At 72.7% G+C, this 18,998-nt stretch carries 17 protein-coding genes; 6 read left to right on the top strand and 11 right to left on the bottom strand.

Features of this window, described 5'->3' with window-relative positions; genetic code table 11:
* Positions 1-16 precede the first annotated feature (16 nt).
* On the bottom strand, positions 17-1,252 hold the full coding sequence (locus ACGF5O_RS18630; protein WP_393810939.1) for an amidohydrolase: 1,236 nt from the start codon (positions 1,250-1,252) through the stop codon (positions 17-19).
* A gap of 205 nt (positions 1,253-1,457) precedes the next feature.
* Between ACGF5O_RS18630 and ACGF5O_RS18625 the strand changes: the two genes are divergently transcribed.
* Complete coding sequence (locus tag ACGF5O_RS18625; protein ID WP_393810938.1) at positions 1,458-1,679, top strand: antitoxin; 222 nt, start codon at positions 1,458-1,460, stop codon at positions 1,677-1,679.
* Between the two features lie 39 nt (positions 1,680-1,718).
* Here the strand turns inward: ACGF5O_RS18625 and ACGF5O_RS18620 are convergent, their stop codons facing one another.
* A complete protein-coding gene (locus ACGF5O_RS18620) occupies positions 1,719-2,654 on the bottom strand; it encodes an MIP/aquaporin family protein (protein ID WP_393810937.1) in 936 nt (311 codons plus the stop codon).
* A 115-nt stretch (positions 2,655-2,769) separates the two neighbouring features.
* A complete protein-coding gene (locus ACGF5O_RS18615; protein WP_393810936.1) occupies positions 2,770-3,435 on the bottom strand; it encodes an SDR family NAD(P)-dependent oxidoreductase in 666 nt (221 codons plus the stop codon).
* Positions 3,436-3,539: 104 nt separating this feature from the next.
* On the opposite strand from ACGF5O_RS18615, the gene ACGF5O_RS18610 reads away from it, so the two are divergent.
* Together ACGF5O_RS18610 and ACGF5O_RS18605 are read left to right on the top strand one after the other, a co-directional pair.
* Positions 3,540-3,893, top strand: a complete 354-nt coding sequence (locus tag ACGF5O_RS18610; protein ID WP_393810935.1) for a VOC family protein — start codon at positions 3,540-3,542, stop codon at positions 3,891-3,893.
* 14 nt (positions 3,894-3,907) lie between these two features.
* Positions 3,908-4,174 carry a hypothetical protein gene (locus ACGF5O_RS18605; RefSeq protein WP_393810934.1) on the top strand — a complete coding sequence of 89 codons (267 nt, stop codon included), beginning with the start codon at positions 3,908-3,910 and terminating at the stop codon, positions 4,172-4,174.
* Positions 4,175-4,186: 12 nt separating this feature from the next.
* On the opposite strand, the gene ACGF5O_RS18600 is transcribed toward ACGF5O_RS18605, so the two are convergent.
* Both ACGF5O_RS18600 and ACGF5O_RS18595 read right to left on the bottom strand, forming a co-directional pair.
* Positions 4,187-4,855, bottom strand: a complete 669-nt coding sequence (locus ACGF5O_RS18600) for a nucleotidyl transferase AbiEii/AbiGii toxin family protein (RefSeq protein ID WP_393810933.1) — start codon at positions 4,853-4,855, stop codon at positions 4,187-4,189.
* A complete protein-coding gene (locus ACGF5O_RS18595; protein ID WP_393810932.1) occupies positions 4,852-5,196 on the bottom strand; it encodes a transcriptional regulator in 345 nt (114 codons plus the stop codon). The genes ACGF5O_RS18600 and ACGF5O_RS18595 overlap by 4 nt, the downstream gene beginning before the upstream one ends.
* Before the next feature lie 136 nt (positions 5,197-5,332).
* On the opposite strand from ACGF5O_RS18595, the gene ACGF5O_RS18590 reads away from it, so the two are divergent.
* Positions 5,333-6,286, top strand: coding sequence for a formylglycine-generating enzyme family protein (locus ACGF5O_RS18590; protein WP_393810931.1), 954 nt, complete (start codon positions 5,333-5,335; stop codon positions 6,284-6,286).
* A 40-nt stretch (positions 6,287-6,326) separates the two neighbouring features.
* Here the strand turns inward: ACGF5O_RS18590 and ACGF5O_RS18585 are convergent, their stop codons facing one another.
* Both ACGF5O_RS18585 and ACGF5O_RS18580 read right to left on the bottom strand, forming a co-directional pair.
* The gene (locus ACGF5O_RS18585; RefSeq protein WP_393810930.1) at positions 6,327-7,049 is read right to left on the bottom strand and encodes a DUF4232 domain-containing protein; all 723 of its coding nucleotides are present in this window, start codon (positions 7,047-7,049) and stop codon (positions 6,327-6,329) included.
* 138 nt (positions 7,050-7,187) lie between these two features.
* Positions 7,188-7,916, bottom strand: a complete 729-nt coding sequence (locus tag ACGF5O_RS18580; protein WP_393810929.1) for a DUF6445 family protein — start codon at positions 7,914-7,916, stop codon at positions 7,188-7,190.
* A gap of 251 nt (positions 7,917-8,167) precedes the next feature.
* Between ACGF5O_RS18580 and ACGF5O_RS18575 the strand changes: the two genes are divergently transcribed.
* Positions 8,168-8,953 carry a DUF4142 domain-containing protein gene (locus ACGF5O_RS18575; RefSeq protein ID WP_393810928.1) on the top strand — a complete coding sequence of 262 codons (786 nt, stop codon included), beginning with the start codon at positions 8,168-8,170 and terminating at the stop codon, positions 8,951-8,953.
* Between the two features lie 5 nt (positions 8,954-8,958).
* Here the strand turns inward: ACGF5O_RS18575 and ACGF5O_RS18570 are convergent, their stop codons facing one another.
* Positions 8,959-10,656 carry a glycoside hydrolase family 13 protein gene (locus ACGF5O_RS18570; RefSeq protein ID WP_393810927.1) on the bottom strand — a complete coding sequence of 566 codons (1,698 nt, stop codon included), beginning with the start codon at positions 10,654-10,656 and terminating at the stop codon, positions 8,959-8,961.
* Between the two features lie 204 nt (positions 10,657-10,860).
* Here ACGF5O_RS18570 and ACGF5O_RS18565 point away from each other — a divergent pair, with 204 nt between their 5' ends.
* Complete coding sequence (locus ACGF5O_RS18565) at positions 10,861-11,814, top strand: LAETG motif-containing sortase-dependent surface protein (protein WP_393810926.1); 954 nt, start codon at positions 10,861-10,863, stop codon at positions 11,812-11,814.
* Between the two features lie 79 nt (positions 11,815-11,893).
* Here the strand turns inward: ACGF5O_RS18565 and ACGF5O_RS18560 are convergent, their stop codons facing one another.
* From ACGF5O_RS18560 to ACGF5O_RS18550, 3 genes are all read right to left on the bottom strand, one after another.
* Positions 11,894-15,136, bottom strand: coding sequence for a S8 family serine peptidase (locus ACGF5O_RS18560; RefSeq protein WP_393810925.1), 3,243 nt, complete (start codon positions 15,134-15,136; stop codon positions 11,894-11,896).
* A gap of 201 nt (positions 15,137-15,337) precedes the next feature.
* Positions 15,338-16,333: a nucleoside hydrolase gene (locus ACGF5O_RS18555; protein ID WP_393810924.1), complete on the bottom strand. Its 996-nt coding sequence runs from the start codon at positions 16,331-16,333 to the stop codon at positions 15,338-15,340.
* An 88-nt stretch (positions 16,334-16,421) separates the two neighbouring features.
* A complete protein-coding gene (locus ACGF5O_RS18550; protein ID WP_393810923.1) occupies positions 16,422-18,914 on the bottom strand; it encodes an FG-GAP-like repeat-containing protein in 2,493 nt (830 codons plus the stop codon).
* Positions 18,915-18,998 lie beyond the last annotated feature (84 nt).

The following is an 18,998-nucleotide window of genomic DNA, read 5'->3' as shown; positions in this document are numbered from 1 at the left end:
GACCGGGCCCGGGGTGTCAGGGGGCGAGCCAGTGGGCCGCCGCCGCGAGGAGCGCCCGGACGCCCGTCTCGATCGTCGGGTCGGGGACGGGCGCGAAGTGCGGGGAGTGGTTGGAGGGGATCTGCGGCGGGATGCCGTCTCGGAGCAGGGCCTCCAGGTCGACGCCCTCGTAGAGCTTGTGGTCGGCGCCGCCGACGAACCAGAAGACCGAGGGCACCCCCAGGGCCGTGCCGAAGGCCCCGAAGTCCTCGCTGTTGGGGACCGGCGAGGTCAGCTCGAAGGTGAGGCCCGGGAACTCCCCGGCCAGCGCGGCCTGGACGGACGCGGTCGCGGCGGGGTCGTTGTGGGTGACCGGGAAGGAGTCGATGGGGACGATCTCCGGCTCCCGGGACACGTCGGAGGCGGCGGCCTCGGCCCGTATGATCCGCTCGACCGCGGCCAGCACCCGCTCCCGGACGGCCGCCGTGGCGGTCCGTACGTTGATCTTCAGCTCGACGCTGTCCGGGATGATGTTCTCCTTGGTCCCGCCGTGGATCGAGCCGACCGTGACGACGGCCTGCTGGCCCGCGGCCACCTCCCGGGAGACGACCGTCTGAAGCCGCATCACCACCGCGGCGGCCAGCACCACCGGGTCGACGGTGGCCTCCGGCGTGGACCCGTGCCCGCCCCGCCCGAACAGCGTGACCCGCATGCTGTCCGCCGCCGCCATCAGCGCCCCCGCCCGGGTCCCGACCAGCCCGGCCGGCGCCGCCGCCACATGCTGGGCCAGGCACACGTCCGGCCGCGGGAACCGCTCGGCGAACCCGTCCGCGAGCATCTTCGGCGCCCCGCCGACCTCCTCGGCCGGCTGGAAGACGGCGACCACCGTGCCGCGCCAGCCGTCCCGCCCGGCGGCCAGCTGCCCGGTGGCCCCCAGCAGGCAGGCGACGTGCACGTCGTGCCCGCACGCGTGCATCACCCCGTCGGTCTTCGAGGCGTACGGCAGCCCGGTCTCCTCCTGCACCGGCAGCGCGTCCATGTCGGCGCGCACCAGCACGACCGGCCCGTCCCCGTTGGCCAGCACGCCGACCACCCCGGTGCCGCCGACGCCCTCGGTGACCTCCCAGCCCTGCTCCCGCAGCCGCGCCGCGACCAGGGCCGCGGTCCGCTCCTCCGCGAAGGACAGCTCCGGATGCGCGTGCAGGTCCTCGTAGAGCGCCCGCAGTTCGGGGAGCCTGTCGTTCAGGCCGGTCAGGAGGGGGCTGGTGCTCATGACGTCGTCTCCCGGGGTGTGTGCGTCGCTTGCCTGCCGAGTCAAGGATGCAGGATCCGCCTGAGGACCGGAGTTGGCGCGGATACCGCGGAGAACGAGCGCGGAACGAGCGGAGAACGGCCTGTCCGGACGCCCCTTTCACGCCCCGCCGGATGCCCCGGGCGCCGTCTTGCGGCCGTCCGCTCCCGCCCGGGACGATTCCGGCATGTTCGATGGAATCGGCGGAATCGACGGACTCAAGAACCTGGCGGACAAGGCGAAGGACGTCGCCGAGGAACACGGTGACGCGATCGGGACCGGCCTGGAGAAGGCGGGCGACCTGGTCGACGAACGGACCGACGGCAAGTACACCGAGCAGATCGACACCGGGGTCGCCCAGGCACAGCAGCTGGTGCGACGCCTGGGCGAGCAGGGCTCTGAGAAGTAGCGTGCGAAGTAGTGCGAGAAGCGGCGCGCGAGGCGGCGCCTACTCGTCCGTGGTCGGGCGGGTCCGGCCCGGTTCCGGCAACTCGCCCAGCTTCAGCCGGGCATGCAGGACGTCACCGATGAACAGGTCGTAGACCAGCACCCCGATCACGCCGCCGACCAGCGGACCGACGATCGGGATCCACCAGTACCCGCTGAACGTCGCCCCGTTCCCCGGGAACGCGTAACTCTTCCACCCGGCCAGCCAGGTGAGCACCCGCGGACCGAAGTCACGGGCCGGGTTGATGGCGTAGCCGGCGTTCGCGCCGTAGGACATGCCGATGGCGGCGACGGCCAGGCCGATGACGAACGGGCCGAGGTTGGACCCGACGGCCGTGTTGCGCAGGTCGACGACCGCGACGACGAACATGACGAGGAAGGCCGTACCGACGATCTGGTCGATCAGCGGCCCCCAGATCCCGCCGTGGAAGTACGGCGCGGGGAAGGTGGCGAAGATGGAGAAGGTGGCTTCGGTGTGCCCGCCCACCTTCGGCGGCTGCGACGCGGCGTCGAACGCGTTGATCGCGTCGTGGTACACGAGGAAGACCAGCGCGGCTCCGGCGAAGGCGCCCAGTACCTGCGCCCCCCAGTAGGGCACCACCTTCGCCCAGGGGAACTTGCGGCGCACGGCGAACGCGAGGGTCACCGCCGGGTTCAGATGGGCTCCGCTGACCCCGCCGGCCACGTAGATGGCGAAGGTCACGGCCAGGCCCCAGCCCCAGGCGATCAGAAGCCAGTCACCGGCGGCGAGGAAGATCGTCGTGGGGCTCGCCGCGCGACCCGACCCGGGCAGCGCGGCCACCGCCATCGCCACCACGCCGGCGCCGAACGCGAGGATGACGAAGGTCCCGAGAAACTCCGCCAGGCACTCACCGAGCAGGCCGCCGCGGCTTCTGAGCCGGGAGGGCTTGAGGAGCGGGGGTATTTCCACAGCCATCGCTGACTCCCTGAGAGGATCAATCGGGCCGAACACCATATTGAGCTACAAATGATGTTCGCGCAGATCGACCCGTACCGCCCGACGGGACCTCCCCTCCTCCTCGGACCCGGAGCTATCCGTCGAGGTCGTCGGCGTAGTGCCGGAACCCGTGCCGGTCGCGGTGCATCCCCCACAGGGTGTCGGCGAGCACGGCGGGATCCTTGCGGGCGTGTCCGGCCACGATGGCCCCCGGAATCACCAGCTGGGCCACGTAGACGCCCTCCCCGGCGAGCCGGTCGTGCAGCAGATGCCCGTAGGCGCTCTCGGCGGCGAACGCGATGGAGGTCCCGGCCCGGTCCGTGTGCGGGATGACGGCGGTACCGCCGTTGACGAGCAGGATCGTCCCGCGGCCCAGCTCCCGCATCCCCGGCAGCACCTGCTGGACGGCGGCGACGGGCCCGTACACGGAGAACTCGACGGGTCCGACCAGGTCGGCGTGGGTGGTCTCCAGGACGGGCCGCATGAAGTCCCGCTGCGGTACCGGGCTGTACTGCAGGACCTCGATCGTCCCGAGCTCCGCGGCGGCCCGCGCCAGCGTCTCCGCCAGGGCGACCGGGTCCCGGACGTCGACGGCGAACCCGCGGGCCCGGACGCCCTCCCGGGCCAGTTCCCCGGCCAGCGCCCCGAGGCGGTCCCCGTCCCGCGCCAGCAGGGCGACCCCGAACCCCTCCCGCCCGAACCGCCGGGCGACGGCGGCCCCCAGCCCGGGTCCGGCACCCACGATGGCAACACTGCTCACGACGACTCCCGACGACCGACACGGCACGCTTGCATCTACGTCCGTACCGCGCGTCCCCCGACTTCACACGTGCGGGCCGGCTCCGGCCTTGGCAGGATGGCGGCATGGAACGTGTGCTTGGAATCGGCGGTTACTTCCTGCGGTCCGCCGACCCGGCGGCCCTCAGCGCGTGGTACCGCGACTGCCTGGGCCTGGACCTCGACGAGCACGGCCTGTGGCAGCAGCCGGCCGGGCCGACGGTGTTCGCGGCCTTCGAGTCCGGGACCGACTACTTCGGCTCCCCCGGCCAGCAGACCATGCTCAACTTCCGGGTCCGCGACCTGGACGCGATGCTCGCGCAACTGCGCGCCAAGGGCGCGGACGTCGCCGGGGAGACCCAGGACATGGACGGCGTGGGCCGCTTCGGCTGGGTCACCGACCCCGAGGGCAACCGCATCGAACTGTGGCAGCCGGCCTGACGCACACTGTGGGCATGCGAATAGCGTTCGGGGTGTTGGCGCTGGTCTCCGTGCTCGGTCTGGTCTCCGCCGTCGTGCAGGCGCGCAGGGGCCGGTGGCTGAAGGCCGCGGAGACGGTCCTTCCCGTGCTCGGCGCGGACCTGATGCTGCTCGGCGGCGCGGAGGCGAAGGTCATCACCCTCCTCTGGCTGGGGGGCCTGCTGATCCTGGCCGGCTTCGCCGTGGAGGGCCTGTCCTTCTTGCGGACCCGGGCGGCGGAGCAGCGGCAGCCGACCGACTGACCCCACCACACCTCAGTCCTCCGGCGGCCCGCCCTCGATCAGCCGCTCCGCGATGTCGTCGGCCCAGGTCTGGGCCCAGTGGCGGAGGGCGGTGATCTCCTGGTCGTCGAGCCCGTATGCCGCGAACTCCATGTCGTCGATCCAGTCGGCGCCGGTCAGCCGGGACTGGAGGTCGGTGAGGTCGAAGGTGTCGCGGGCGTGCTTGCGGCCCAGGTCTTCGAGATCGAGTCGGCTCCATCGGTCCGCAGCGGCATGGACGTCGATGAGATCGCGGGCCAGGCCACGATCGGCCAGCGCCCGGACCTCGGTGCCGACCACGTCTTCAAGGGAGAGGGTCAGGCCGAGTTCCGTCTGCACGAGCGGGCGCCACAGTGCCTCCTTCAACACGTCGACTTCGCAGTCCTCCCCGGAGACGGCATCCGTGACCATCAGCCGAGCGGAGAGCGGGTCCGTCTCCAGTGTCCTGACATCCCAGCCCCGCTCTCTCAGACCAGCCGCAACCGTGTCCGCAATGGTCTCCATCGCCGACGGACTCTGAGTGGCAACGTCCAGGTCCTGGCTGAGTCGGTCGACAAGACCGTGGGCCTGAGCCGCGTAGCCGCCGGTGAGCGCCAGCGGATAGGGGGCGCCGACGGACAGGACATCGGCGAGGAGGCGCCGATGCAGGTCGGTGGCCTTCACGCAGCGGCCCGCGTCCCGTGGGGAAGCTCGGGAAACGCGTCCTCCCAGACATCGCGAAGATCCCTGCTGATCAGAGTCCGCAAGGTCGACCACACGCTGACGAGCACCTGTGGGTTGAGGTACTGGATCAGGTCGTCGTGGAGTCCTTCACCAAGCACGATGCGATAGCAGCTCATGCGCAGGCGAGGCCGATCCAGGTCGAACTCCGTCAAGCCGGACCAGGCCACGTGCAGCGGCAACTGCACCGTGCCGTGAGACGGGCCGCAGAGCTCTGCAAGCTCCCCCGGCAGTCGGCGGGCGAACTTCGCGCGACGGAGGTCGGAGACCGAGGATGGTGCCATGGCTCGATTATGGCCGGTCGGGCTTGGCCATGGAGCCTGTCCGCACCGGAGCGACGGGCCATGCCGGGGTTTCTCGGCCGCCAGGCCCGGCGGCCCCGCGGCCCGGTGTCACAGGTGTCTGCGGCACACTCCGTTCATGGAGTCCAGCCAGCCGCCGTCGGGGGCCTGTTGCGCGCCCGCCGCACCCGTGGGTCCGTCGGTGCGGCGTCTTCCCGGCCCCGGTGACATCGCGCCGGGGCGGACCGGGATGGTCGCGCTGCCCGGTGGTGAGTTCCTGATGGGTGCCGAGGACGCCGACGGGTTTCCGGCGGACGGGGAGGGGCCGGTGCGGGCCGTGCGGGTGGCGCCGTTCCTCGTCGACGCGTGTGCCGTGAGCAACGACGAGTACGCCGCGTTCGTCGCCGACACCGGCTACGTCACCGACGCCGAACGGCTCGGCTGGTCCTACGTCTTCGCCGGGTTCCTGCCCGCCGCGCTGCGCCGCGGTGCGCCCCGGCCGCCGGAGACGCCCTGGTGGTGTGCGGTCGCGGGGGCCGCCTGGCACGAGCCGGCCGGTCCTGGCAGCGGTCTCGAGGGGCTCGGCCGGCATCCCGTCGTGCACGTCTCCTGGTACGACGCCGCCGCCTACGCCTCCTGGGCCGGCAAGCGGCTGCCCACCGAGGCGGAGTGGGAGTACGCGGCCCGGGGCGGCCTGGAGCAGGCCCGCTACCCGTGGGGGGACGAGCTGGACCCGGCCGGGGAGTACCGGTGCAACATCTGGCGCGGGACCTTCCCGACCCGGAACACCGCGGCCGACGGGTACCGCGGAACCGCGCCCGTCGACGCGTTCGCGCCGAACGGGTACGGCCTGCACAACACCTCGGGCAACGTGTGGGAGTGGTGCGCCGACCGGTGGACGACCGAGCACGGCGGTACGGACGGCAGTACGGACGGCGGGCCGGAGCACGGTGCCGCCCGTGTCATCCGGGGCGGCTCCCATCTCTGCCACGCCTCCTACTGCAACCGCTACCGGGTCGCCGCCCGCACCGCCAACACCCCCGACAGCTCCACCGGCCACACCGGCTTCCGCTGCGTGCGCGACGCGGGCTGAACCGGACCCGGGGTGGACCGAGGGGCCCGTGGGCCCGCGGTCACTTGCCGACCGGGCCGACGTACGTGCCCGGGTGGGTCGCGCCGTCCTGGAGCACGATGGGTCCGCCCTGCCAGGGCAGGTCGTACGACGTGCGCTGGTTCGGCGCGGTGATGACCACCGTGCTCGGGCTGAACGCGTCGGAGTCGTCCGACTCCAGGTAGGTGATCGTGAAGTGGGCGGCGGTGCCCTTGGCGAGGGTGACCCGCTGCGGGGTGGCACCGCTGCGCTGGAGCGACCACTGCTTACCGCTGTTGACCAGGTCGACGCCCGGGAAGCCGTACAGCGTGCAGGTGTGGCCGCTCTTGTTGGTGAGCGCCACGACGACGGCCTGCTGGTCGCCCTTGACCGCGCCCGCGGCGGCGTCGCCGCTCGCCCACGAGTAGTCGAGCTGGGAGGCCTGGCAGGCGGGCACCGAGCCGCCGGAGGCGGACGAGCCACCCGACGTGGACGAACCGCCGGAGCCGGACGAACCACCCGACGTGGACGAGCCCGAGGTGCTGCCGGTGCCGGACCCGGTGCCAGAGCCGCCCGTCGAACCGCCCGTCGAGCCGTCGGCCGTCGCGGAGTCGCCCGCGGCCGGGGCCGCCGAGCCGCCGTCGGCGCTGACGGAGCCGCTCGCGGTGCCGTTGCACGCGGTCAGCAGGGCCAGCAGCGCGGCGGCGCCGGTCACGGCGAGGGCGGTCTTGCGGACGTTCGTGCGACGGTTGCGAAGCTTCGACATGGGATCCCCCAGCGGCGGTGTCCTTCCCGGCTCTCTGCCGGACACCTCTTTCGATGCGGGCCACGCGGGGGAAGTTCGGAGATCGCCGTCACGGGCCCGTCGTGTTCGTGTCACGCCCGCTGTTACAGACGCGCCCGCTCACGCCATCCAGAAGAAGACCGCCGTCATCCGCTTCTCCGCCAGCGTCTTGCCGGTGTAACCGGTCGCGCTGTGCACGAGGTTGGCGTTGTAGAGGAGCAGCCGGTTGTACCTGTGCGGGACGCGGACGTCCTCCTCGAAGTGGTCGCCGGGGACGAACCGCGTGCCGAGCGCCTCGACGAGGTTGTTGTGCGGGGCCTGCACGATGTTGCCGCCGAGCCGGCCGCCGGGCAGCGACTGGCGGTAGAACGCGGTGCCGCAGTCCTTGGCCACCCCGGGGTTGAGGTACAGCACCGCCGCGTACCGGCACAGCGCCCGCGAGTCGGTGTGCGGGCGCGGCTCGCTCTCGCCCTCGCCGACCACCTGGACGCAGTTGTGGTTGAGGGTGCCGCCGCCCGGCGCCTGCTGCACCCAGAGCCTCCCGGCACCGGTAGCCTCGCGCACCAGCCCCTCCACGACGGCGAGTTCGGCGGGCTCCAGGCCGGGCATGGTGCGCAGTCCGGGCCAGGTCTCCGAGGTGTACGGGTACCCCTGCACCCAGTCGTCCTTGGCCAGGCACCGCTCCCGTACGGCGTCCACGTCCGGGAGGACGTCGTCGAAGACCCAGTAGTCCCGGCCCTTGGTGGGCTTGCGGTAGGGCAGTACGGGCAGGGCGGGGCGTGCGACGGGGCCCCGGCCTGCCGATCCGTTGGGCAGGCGGGGAATGCGGGGGGATGACTGTGGGGGCATGCGGCGAAGCCTGCCCCCGACTTTGTCATGACCACTCTCACCTGGGGAAAGCATCACCCTCTCGTGGTCAGGACATGGGGTGACGGCGCCCCGGGCGGGGCCTGCCCTCACAAGTTCTTTACCAAACCAAAAGGTTTCGGATGGCATCCCCATCCGTATTCATCGGCGTCCGACCCCCGCCCCTGCGCGGGAACCCCGACCGGCAGGAGGCACCAGTGCGCTTTTCGCGGAATGCGACGGGAACACTCTTCGTGGGCGGAGCCCTCAGCGCGACCCTCATAGCACTCGCCTACCCGAGCATGCTGGGCCTCAACACCGTGTCCAGCGACACGACCCGGGTGATCGCCAACACCCAGTGGGGGCCGCTGACCGAAGGCGACCGGGACTTCGTGGTGAAGGTGCGCGCGGCCGGTCTGTGGGAGTACCCCGTGGGTCAGCTCGGCCTGAAGAAGGGCCAGTCCCAGGCGGTCATCACCGCGAGCAAGCACCTGATCGACGGCCACGCGGCGCTGGACGCCAGCTGCCGCAAGATCGCGCCGATGCTCAACATCACCATCCCCGACCTGCCCTCTCCGCAGCAGCAGGGGTTCGTCAACACCCTGACCGCCGACACCGGCAAGAAGTTCGACACGGACTTCGCCAACATCCTGCGCGTGACGCACGGTTCGATCTTCAACACGATCGCGAAGATCCGCTCGACCACCCGGAACACCCTGGTACGGATCCTGGCCGACCAGGCCAACGCCACGGTCCTCGACCACATCACGGTGATGGAGCAGACCGGGCTGGTCGACTTCCCGTCGGTGCTCTTCCAGGAGACGACCCCGCCGAAGCTGCCCGCCACCGACCTGACCCCGCCGCCCCCGGCCGCGGGCCAGCCGCAGGTGGTGCTCACCCCGCCGGTCAACAGCACGACCAGCCCGCCGGCCCTCCCGGGCGAGGCCGGCTTCACGGGCAGCGGTGCCGGTGTCGGGACCGGCAACGCCGACGGCAACGCGGTGAACGCGACCCCGGGCGCCACGCCCACCGCCGGCTGATCACCTCAGGCGCCCAGCCACACCGTGGTGTCGGGCGGGAGCGTGCCGTCATGCGGCAACGGCACGCTCGCCAGCAGCACTTCGCCCGGCGGCAGCGGCACCGGTACGTCCGACACGTTCGTGACGCACCGCCAGCCCTCCGTCCGGGCGAAGTGCAGCACGCCCGGGGGCGCCTCGGCCCAAGTCAGCGTCTCGCCGTCAAGGAGCTTGCGGCGCAGCCGCAGCGCGGTGCGGTAGAGCTCCAGGGTGGAGCCCGCCGTCCCGGCCTGCGCCTCGACGGCGTACGACCCGAACCACTCCGGCTGCGGCAGCCAGGCGCCGCCGGACCCGAAGCCGTACGACGGGCCGTCCGCCGTCCACGGCAGCGGCACCCGGCAGCCGTCGCGGCCCTTGCGGGCGTGGCCCGTCTGCTCCCAGATCGGGTCCTGGAGGACGGTGACCGGCAGGTCGGCGACCTCGGGCAGGCCGAGTTCCTCGCCCTGGTAGACGTACGACGAGCCGGGGAGCGCGAGCATGAGGAGGGTGGCGGCGCGGGCGCGCCCGAGGCCATGGGCGACATCGACGGACGGCGCACGGCCGCCGGACAGCAGCCAGGCGTTCTCGTCCGTGCCCGGCGGCAGCGCCAGCCGGGAGGCGTGCCGTACGACGTCGTGGTTGGAGAGCACCCAGGTGGCCGAGGCGCCGGCCGCGCGGGCGGTGGCCAGCGAGCCGGTGATGACCTCGCGGAGCGCCTCGGCCTCCCAGGGGGTCTGCAGGTACTCGAAGTTGAAGGCCTGGCCGAGTTCGTCCGGGCGGGCGTACAGCGCCCGGCGCGCGTCCGGTACCCAGGCCTCGGCGACGGCCGTGCGGGGCGGGCTGTAGGTGTCGAAGATCCTGCGCCAGTCGCGGTAGATCTCGTGCACCTCGTCGCGGTCCCAGTAGGGGTGGGTGCCCGGCGGGACCCGCTCCAGCGCCTCCTCGCCGGTCGCGCCGAACTCGGCGACGTCCCGCAGCGGTTCGGCGAGGTCCTTCACCAGGGCGTGGGCCACGTCGACGCGGAAGCCGTCCACGCCCCGGTCGGACCAGAAGCGCAGGGTGGTGCGGAAGTCGGCGCGGACCTCGTCGTGCGCCCAGTTCAGGTCGGGCTGCTCGGGGGCGAACAGGTGCAGGTACCACTCGCCGTCCGGGACCCGGCGCCAGGCGCTGCCGCCGAACACCGACTGCCAGTCGGAGGGCGGGAGTTCGCCGTGCGCGCCGCGGCCGGGCCGGAAGACGTAGCGCTCCCGGGCCGCGGAGCCGGGGCCGGACAGCAGGGCCTCGCGGAACCAGGGGTGCAGGTGCGAGGTGTGGTTCGGGACGAGGTCGACGATCACCTTCAGGCCCAGCCGGTGCGCCTCGGCGACCATCGCGTCGAAGTCGTCCAGGGTGCCGAGGCGCGGGTCGACGTCCCGGTAGTCGGCCACGTCGTAGCCGCCGTCGGCGAGTTCGGAAGGGTAGAACGGGCTGAGCCACAGGGCGTCCACGCCGAGCGCCCCCAGATGGGAGAGCCGCTCGGTGATGCCTTGGAGGTCACCGAGCCCGTCGCCGTCCGCGTCGGCGAAGCTGCGCGGATACACCTGGTAGATCACGGCCTGGCGCCACCAGTCGGGATTCCTGGAGGAGAGGTCGACCACGCGCGTTCCTTTCCGGCGAGGGAGCAGGCAGACAGACAGAAGCCTGTCCATATTGCCGAGAAAGGGAACCTTCACACCGCCCGGAGGGGATCATTCCCCCTGTGAGGGAGTTGTGCTGAACTCCCAACGGCCCTTGATTCACCGCAGGTTGACAGCGTTCGGCGCGCCCGACGACCATGGGCGCACGCTGTGGCGCATGTGACCAATGGGCCCAGTGTTTCTTCGCATTCCGCGAGCATTCACGATGGGATATCCATGTCCATAGCCAGACATGTCACCGCGCGCCGCCTGCTGGGGACGGGCGTCGCGTCGTTCGCCCTGTGTGCCGTCTCCGTCGCCGGGGCGTCCGGCGCCTGGGCGCACGGCGGTGCCCCCGGCGGTGACGGCTGGAAGTCCGGCGGCCACTACAGCCCCGGCACCGGAGCCGGCACGGAGACCGGCACGGACAAGTGCCAGTTCTCGATCGACGGCTCGAACTTCTTCGACTCGGTGAAGGTCGACGACCAGAACCTGAAGGTCACCGACGACGGCAAGGTCCACCTCAAGGTGCGCGCCGCCGCCGACGCCTCCTCCTGCACCGCCTCGCTCGCCTCCTACCTCGCCCACGGCCCCTCCTTCGCCACCTCGGGGCAGCAGATCTTCGTCGACTTCGACTCGGTGACGGTCAAGCAGGGCCAGACCGACTCCCTCGACATCGCGGTCCCGGACGCCGGCTGCTTCGCGCAGATCGACCTCTACCGGGGCGCGACGAAGTTCGACGGGAAGACGGACGCCAACGACGGCTTCCAGCACGGCGACCTGCCGGCCGGTCCGGACCACGCGGTCATCAAGGACAAGCTGATCGCGTCCTGGAACGGCGGCACCAAGGACTGCTCGACGACCCAGTCGTCCTCGCCGTCCCCGTCCACCCCCGCGTCCTCGACGCCCACCGCCTCGGCCCCGGAGTCCACCCCGCCGGCCGCGCAGAGCGCCAAGCCGACGCCCTCGGAGACCTCGGCGACCGGCACCGCCTCCGCGTCCCCCTCCCCGTCCGGTTCGACCACCGCCCCGGCACCGGCCCCGAGCACCGACTCCGGCGGTGGCGGCGACCTGGCCCACACCGGCGCCAGCTCCAGCACCGGTTACCTCGCCGGCGGCGCGGCCGTGCTGCTGGCCGGCGGCGGCGCGATCGTCGTCGCGACCCGGCGCCGCAAGGCGACCCGCGCCTGACCCTTCGCATACGTCCGTACGCCCCGGCCGTCGGTGACGGCCGGGGCGTACGCGTGCGTGCCCCGGGACGGGGCACGGCTCACTTGCCGAAGTACGCGTCGTACACGGTGACCGCCGACGCGTTGCCGTTCCTGTCGGTGATCCGGTACCTGAAGGACACCGCCTTGCCCTTGGCCGGGTTCCGGTAGGTGACGTGGCCGTGGGCGACGGTGAGCCTCGTCCAGTGCCCGCCGCCGTCGTAGGAGGCCCACACGGTGAGGGACCTGAGGTTCCGGCCGGCCGCCGAACCCTGGACGGTCACCGGCACGGTGACCCTGCGGCCGGCCGGGGCGTGGCCGCCGAGGTCGGTCCGGGCGGCGATCCGCAGGACGGAGGCCGGCAGGGCGGTCGGCCCGGAGGTCTTCTTCGAGGTGAAGCTCCAGGTGGCGTCGATGCGCGAGGAGGTCCGCGCCACGGCCGCGGAGCGCCGCACGGAGGTGGAGAGCCGGTAGGACGCCTGCCCGGACGGCACCTTGAACACGTCGAGGCCGAACAGCGGGTCACTGTTGCTGCCGACCTTGGTGCCGCCCCGGAAGAGGGTCGTGCGCACCGAGGAGAAGTCGGAGGAACCGGCGTGCCCGGCGCCGTCGGAGAAGAGCGGGATATCGCCGGAGATCTCGTTGCCGTCGCGCTCCAGACCGTAGTCGGCGGTGAGCAGCGGGGCGATCACGGCGGTGTTGAACGTGCTGGTGTAGGTCCGGCCGCCCTGGTAGGTCCGGCCGGTGCCGGTGGTGTAGTGGGCCGTGCCGACCGGATAGCCGTACTCGTCGGGCTCGGCCGCGTACTGGTCGAAGCCCGCCGTCCAGAAGACGCCGCTGCCCGCGGACAGATGCAGGGTGCGGGTGCCCGGCAGCCGCTGGGTGACCGGCCGGGTGAGGCCGGTGCCGCCCGCGGTCTCCGCGAACAGGGTGACCGCGCCGGTGCGGCCCGGCACGGAGCTGCCGAGGCGGGCCCTGACCGTGGCCAGTCCGCTCGCCGCGTAGTGCTTGGTGAGCGCCTTGAACGTGGTCGGTTCGGCGGTGGTGAAGATGTCGTACTCGCTGCTCGCGCCGCGCGTCCACTGCCCGGTCCAGCGCTCGGTGAGGTTCCGGACGGCCGGGCCGAGGTGCGCGACGCGCAGGGCGGCGAAGGAGGTGGTGTGCACGGAGAAGTCGGCGACCGCGTCGGCGTACTGGTAGCCGATGCCCGCGTCCGACGGCTTGGCGGCGGCATCCGGGACGGTGATGTCCGAGGCCCTGGTCCGGTTCAGGTCCAGGGTGACGCGGGTGTCCCCGGTGACGTTCAGCACGGGCCGCGACAGCCAGTCGATCCCGCCCTCGTCCGAGGTGAGGCTCTTCATGCTGACCGAGTCGAGGACGTACCTGCCCTTGGGCACCCGCAGCGTCACGGTGTCGTCCGTGCTCTGCGAGGTGTAGTCCAGCCCCTCGCCGATCCCGGAGTAGCCGGTCAGGGTGGTGAGGTGGACCGGCGACTGTCCGGGCCGGTTCACGAACCTCAGCGTCACGTCGTACGACTGCACCTCGCGCTGCACGCCCACGGTGGTCCGGACGGTCCGGCCGGCGCCGGTCGCGACCACGTACCCCGAGTAGGCGCCGTCGGCCGCGCCCGCCCTGGTGTTCACGGTGACGCCGACCGAGGCGGTGCCGCCCGCCGGGACGGTCACCGCGGTGGCGCCGAGGGTCAGGAAGCCGGCCGGGGCCCGGCCGCCGTCGGGGGCGAGGGCCGTCGGGGTGAGCTTCAGGGTGACGGCGGCGGTGCCGGTGTTCCGGTAGGTCAGCCGCTTGGTGACCGGGGTGTCGTCGGTGTGCGGCCACCGCTGGATGCCGTAGGACAGCGAAGGCTGCTCGGCGAACACGGTCTGCGTGATGGCCTTGTCGACCTGGATCCGCCCGGTGCCCTGCTGGTACGGCGTGTAGGCGCCGGCCTTGGCCGAGCCCATCAGCACCGCCTTGAGCTGCGCGTACCCCCAGTCCGGGTGCTCCTGCTTGAGGATGGCGGCGGCGCCCGCGACGTGCGGGGTCGCCATCGACGTGCCCGAGATGGTCAGGTAGCCGGGCGGGTTCTCCCCCTCCTCCTTGTCGATGGCGCTGCCCGGGGCCGCGGCCCCGGTGATGTCCACGCCGGGCGCGGTGACGTCCGGCTTCACGGAACCGTCGGGGACCGGTCCGGTGGAGGAGAAGTCGGCGAGCTTGTCCTTGCCGTCGACGGCCCCGACGGAGAGCGCGTCGGCGGCGCTGGACGGCGAGTCGACGGTGCCCGCGCCCAGCTCCCCCTCGTTGCCGGCGGCTATGGCGAACAGGATGCCCTTCTCCTCGGACAGCTTGTTCACCTCGGCCTCCAGCGGGTCGGTGCCCGGGGTGTCGGAGCCGCCCAGGCTCATGTTGACGATGTCGGCGCCCTGGTCGGCGGCCCACTCCATGCCGGCGATGATCGCGGAGTCGTCGCCGCTGCCGTCGTCGTTCATCACCTTGCCGTCGAGCAGCTTCGCGCCCGGCGCGATCCCGGTGTACCTGCCCCCTGATCCGGCGCCGGTGCCGGCCGCGATGGACGCGACGTGGGTGCCGTGGCCCTGGTGGTCGGCGGTGTCGGAGGAGAGGGAGAAGTTCTTCGCCGCGATCACCTGGCCCTTGAGGTCCGGGTGGCCGGCGTCGATACCGGTGTCCAGCACCGCGATCTTCACGCCCTTGCCGGTGTAGCCGGCCTTCCAGGCGGTGGGCGCGCCGATCTGCGGCCCCGACCTGTCGTCGCTGACCTCGCGGACGGCGTCCAGCCAGACGTGCGCGACCCCCGGCGCGGCCTCGGCGCCGTTCGTCACCGCTGCCCAGAGTCTGCCCGGGTCCTGCTCCGGGGCCCGGACCGCCTGTGCGTCCAGGGACTTCAGGGTACGGCGCACGGTGGCCGCGTCCCCGACCTCGGCGCGGGCGGCCGTCGCCGTGCCCCGGTAGCCGACGATGACCTTGAGGCCGTTCCGCTGGTCCGCCCGCTCGCTCGCCTTGTTCAACTCGGTGATGTCGAAGAGGCGTTGGTCCAGTTTCCCGGCGGCGACCAGGGCCGCCGCGTCGGTGGGCACGACCAGCGTGTGGCCGCCGACGGTACGGGTCCGGACCGGCACGTGCTCCCGGCCCTCGGCGTGCTGCACGCCGAGGACCCGGCCCCGGGCGTCGACGGTGACCCGGTCGCCGGTGATGAGGGTGAGGGTGTGGGCCCCGGCCGCGAAGGAGCCGGGGCGGGCGGTGGGCGCGGTGCGCGCGGTGGCGGTCTGGGCGAGGGCCAGGCCCGCCATGGCCGTCGTGGTGGTCAGCGCCAGGCAGACGCGTATCGCGTTCCGCGTCCGCCTTCTCGTTCTCGTGCTCGTGCTCGTTCCCGTGCTCGGCATGGTTCCCCCCGGGGCGTGGTGCCGGTCCGTCTCTCGCCCACGATGAGGTTCACCGTCCCGCCCGGGTTCCCCAACTCCTCCTCGGTTACCAACAGTTGACGTTCGGGATCAGCCCGCGACAAAGCCGGTGCCGGCGACGGTCGCCAGGTACAGCCGCACGTACCGCTCGACGTCGACGTCCAACGCCACGTCCACCAGGGCCTGTTCGCGGGCGCCGCCGTGGATCTCGGCCTCGCCGGGACGGGGCCGGCGGTCGACGACGGTCTGGCCCCTGGTCGGCCCGGGGGCCAGGGAGACCTCGACCGGGAGGAGCCGGGTGGTCAGACCGGCCGGGTCGGCCACGGCACAGACCGCGCCGGCGTCCCCGAGGCCGCCGGCCGGGTCGTCGCCGTCGGGGGCGTCACCGACCGGATCGGGGGCGGTCGGCCGGTGCGCGAGCAGGTCCCCGGCGAGCCGCGCCCCCGGTTCCGTGCTCGCGCGCAGCCGTCGTACCTCCTCGCCCGGCACCACGACCCGCTGGAAGACGTCCAGGCCGTACATGGTGATCGGCACCCCGGCGGTGAGCAGGACGGCGGCCGCCTCGGGGTCGTGCCAGACGTTGAACTCGGCGACCGGGGTGGCGTTCCCGGTGGCGACCGCGCCGCCCATGAACACGATCCGCTCGATGTTCCGGGTCACCTCCGGGTGGGTGCGCAGCAGCAGGGCGATGTTGGTGAGCGGCGCGGTGGGGATCAGGGTGACCGGGCGGGGCGAGCCGAGGATCTCGCGGCGCAGCAGGGTGACGGCGTCGACGTCGGCGGGGCGCCGGGTGGGCGCGGGCAGCCCGAGATCGCCCATCCCGTCCGACCCGTGCACATGCCGGGCCGACCGCGCCGCCTCGATCAGCGGCCGTTCGGCACCCCGGGCGACCGGAACGTCCCCGGCCCCGGCCCGCTCCAGCACGGTCAGGGTGTTGCGGACCACCCCGTCCACGTCCGTGTTCCCGGCGACACAGCTCACCGCCCGCAGCTCCAGCCCGGGGTGGCGCACGGCGAACAGCAGGGCGAGGGCGTCGTCGACACCGGTGTCGCAGTCGATGATCACGGGGATGGGCTGACCGGTCACAGTGGGGCTCCTTTCACCTGGCCCGACTCTAGGCGCCCCCTGTTTCCGGACTCCTCGCGCGCCGGGTCGGGGCGGTTCCGGCCAGGGCTCAGAACAAACCCTTGTAGCCGGCGAAACCCGAGCTGATCTGGGTGCGGGTGGGGAAGGCGCCCTTGCCGTCGCCGTTCAGGCGGTAGAGCCGGCCGGCCGTGTCGCGGGCGAGGAGGTCGGGCCTGCCGTTGCCGTCGAGGTCGCCGGTGCCGACCACCGCGTTGTAGGAGGAGCCCCAGCCGGCGGCGAGCTTCACGCGGGTGCCGAAGGCGCCGTTGCCCTTGCCGTAGTAGCGGTAGAGGTTGTTGGCGGTGTCCTGGGCGACGAGGTCGCCGATGCCGTCGCCGTTGAGGTCGCCGGCGCCCACGATCTTCTTGTACGTCTTCCAGTTGGCGTACAGCTTCACGCGGGCGGCGAGGGTGCCGCCGGCTGTGCCCTTGTAGAGGTAGACCGCGCCGGTGGCGGTGTTGCGGGCGATCAGGTCGGGGCGGCCGTCCTTGGTGAGGTCGCCGGGGGAGGTGAGGACGTCGTACTGCTTCCAGCCGGTGGCGGAGACCGTCTTGTACGACGTCGCGGGCGTCGTCGCCCCGCCGCAGGAGGGGCGGTAGTCGCGCAGGGCGTCGCCGACGCGGACCAGGAGGTCGTTGCAGCGGTCGCCGTTCAGGTCGCCGAAGGGCACCGCCTTGGTGCTCGTCGACCAGCCGGCGCCGATCTTCCCGGTCTCCAGCCCGGAGCTGATCCCGTAGAACAAGCGCAGCCGGCCCGCGGAGTCGAGGGCGAGGAGGTCGCCGACGCCGTCCGGGGTGCCGTTGTGGCCGCCGAAGTCGTGGAGGACGGCGGCGCCGCCGGTCACGGTCACCGTGCCGGTACCGAGGGTGGAGGCGGTGCCGGAGCCGTACTGGACCGCCTTCAGGGTCCAGGACAGCCTGCCGTTGGGGGCGAACGCCCCGGTGTCGGTACGGCCGTTCCACACGGGCGCGACGGTGGTGGAGCCGGGGGCGCCGGTGAGGGTGCGGACCGTGCGGCCGGCCGGGTCGGTGACGGTGAGGGTCCAGGACGCGACGGCGGTGTTCGTCGTCCAGGTCGGCAGCCAGGCCTGGCTGGATGAGGTGGTGCCCTTGAGGGCCGCGCCGGCCGGGACCGACTGGTGGGTGACCTTGAGCTGGGGCCAGACGGTACGGGCGGCCTCGACCCCCCGCGAGGTGGCGCTGAACGCCCAGTCCCACACCGCGGTGGCGTCGGTGGCGGAGCGCGCCGCGATCTGCCCGGCGATGGACAGCCGTCCGTAGAGCGGGACGGTACGGGCGGCGGTCCACGCGCCGTCGACGAGCGTCGACTCCTGGAGCGTGTAGGTGTTGGTGGCCGCGGCCTGCGTCCAGAGGACGTGGACCGAGCCGTCCGGGGCGATCGACGCGTCGAAACTGCTCGCGAAGTAGGCCGTGTTGAGTTTGACCGGCGCCGACCACACCCCGGTGTTCGGATCGAACGTGGTGGTCCGCAGCCCGACGGTGGCACTGGCCCGGTCGCGCCAGACGAGGGTGATCCGGCCGTCGGCGCCGGCCAGCGGCTCGGGGGTCGCCTCGGGGTCCCCGGCGGCGGCCACGGCGGTCTGCGTCGGGCTCCAGTCGGCGCCCGCGTCGGTGCGGGTCGCGTACTGGAAGGTGCCGTCCACCTTCCAGAGCAGTACCAGACCGCCGTACGGCGTCGAGGCCAGCGTCGCGGACGCGCTCAGCTTGTCGAGCAGCCGCTCCGGGGTCCCCCAGGCGTCCGCTCCGGCGGGCCGGGCGACCGTCATCAGGCCGCCGATGCCGCCCACCCCCATGGAGTACGACACCACGAGCCCGCCGCGCCCGTCGACCGCGATCTGCGGCTCGTCGAGGCCCGCGCTGGCGGTGTTCGCACCGGCGTACACGGCGAGGTTGCTGACCTTGACGGACGCGGACCAGGAGCCGCCCTGCGCGCCCAGCGTGGCCGCGTACACCTCGGGCACGGCGGCACCGGTGGGCTTGGCGCGCCATGCGGCGGCGAGCGTGCCGCCCGTGCCCTCGGAGAGGTCGAGCCGGTCGAAGGTGCCGTCCGAGGCCAGCACCGCCGGCCCGGACCAGGCCGTCGTCTGCCCGGCCGCCAGCAGCGAGGCGGCGAGCCGCTGCACCCCGGTCGAGCCGTCGGTCCACAGCACGGCCACCGACCCGTCCGCCCGGGCCAGCAGCCGAACCGTGCCCTCCTGGGTGGCGAGCGGGACCGGCGCGGACCAGGTGTCGTTCCCGGCGGCCCGGACGGCCGCGTACAGGGTGCGCGGCGCGTTGGAGGCGGTGGCCTCGGTCCATACGGTGACGGCGGTGCCGTCCCTGGTGACGACGGCGTCCTGGACGTCGGCGGGCCCGTCGCTGAGCGTCACCGAGGAGTTCCACGGCGGCAGGACGGTCGCGGCGGCGGCAGGACCGGCCGGGAGCGCGGTGCCCGCGAGGGCGAGCGAGACGGTGACGAGTGCGGTGGCCGTGGCCCGGCGGCGGTGACGCCGACGTGACGGCATGGCAGAGCTGCTGCTCATGAGTGTGTTCCCTCCCCGTAGGGGCGTTCGCCCCCCGATGTGCAGCCTAGGTGCAGAAGTCCACGGAGAAAATCCTTGATCCGC

Origin of the sequence: Streptomyces sp. NPDC048291 (assembly GCF_043201715.1) — a bacterium.
Taxonomy (GTDB): domain Bacteria; phylum Actinomycetota; class Actinomycetes; order Streptomycetales; family Streptomycetaceae; genus Streptomyces.
This window is presented reverse-complemented; position numbering and strand designations above follow the sequence as displayed.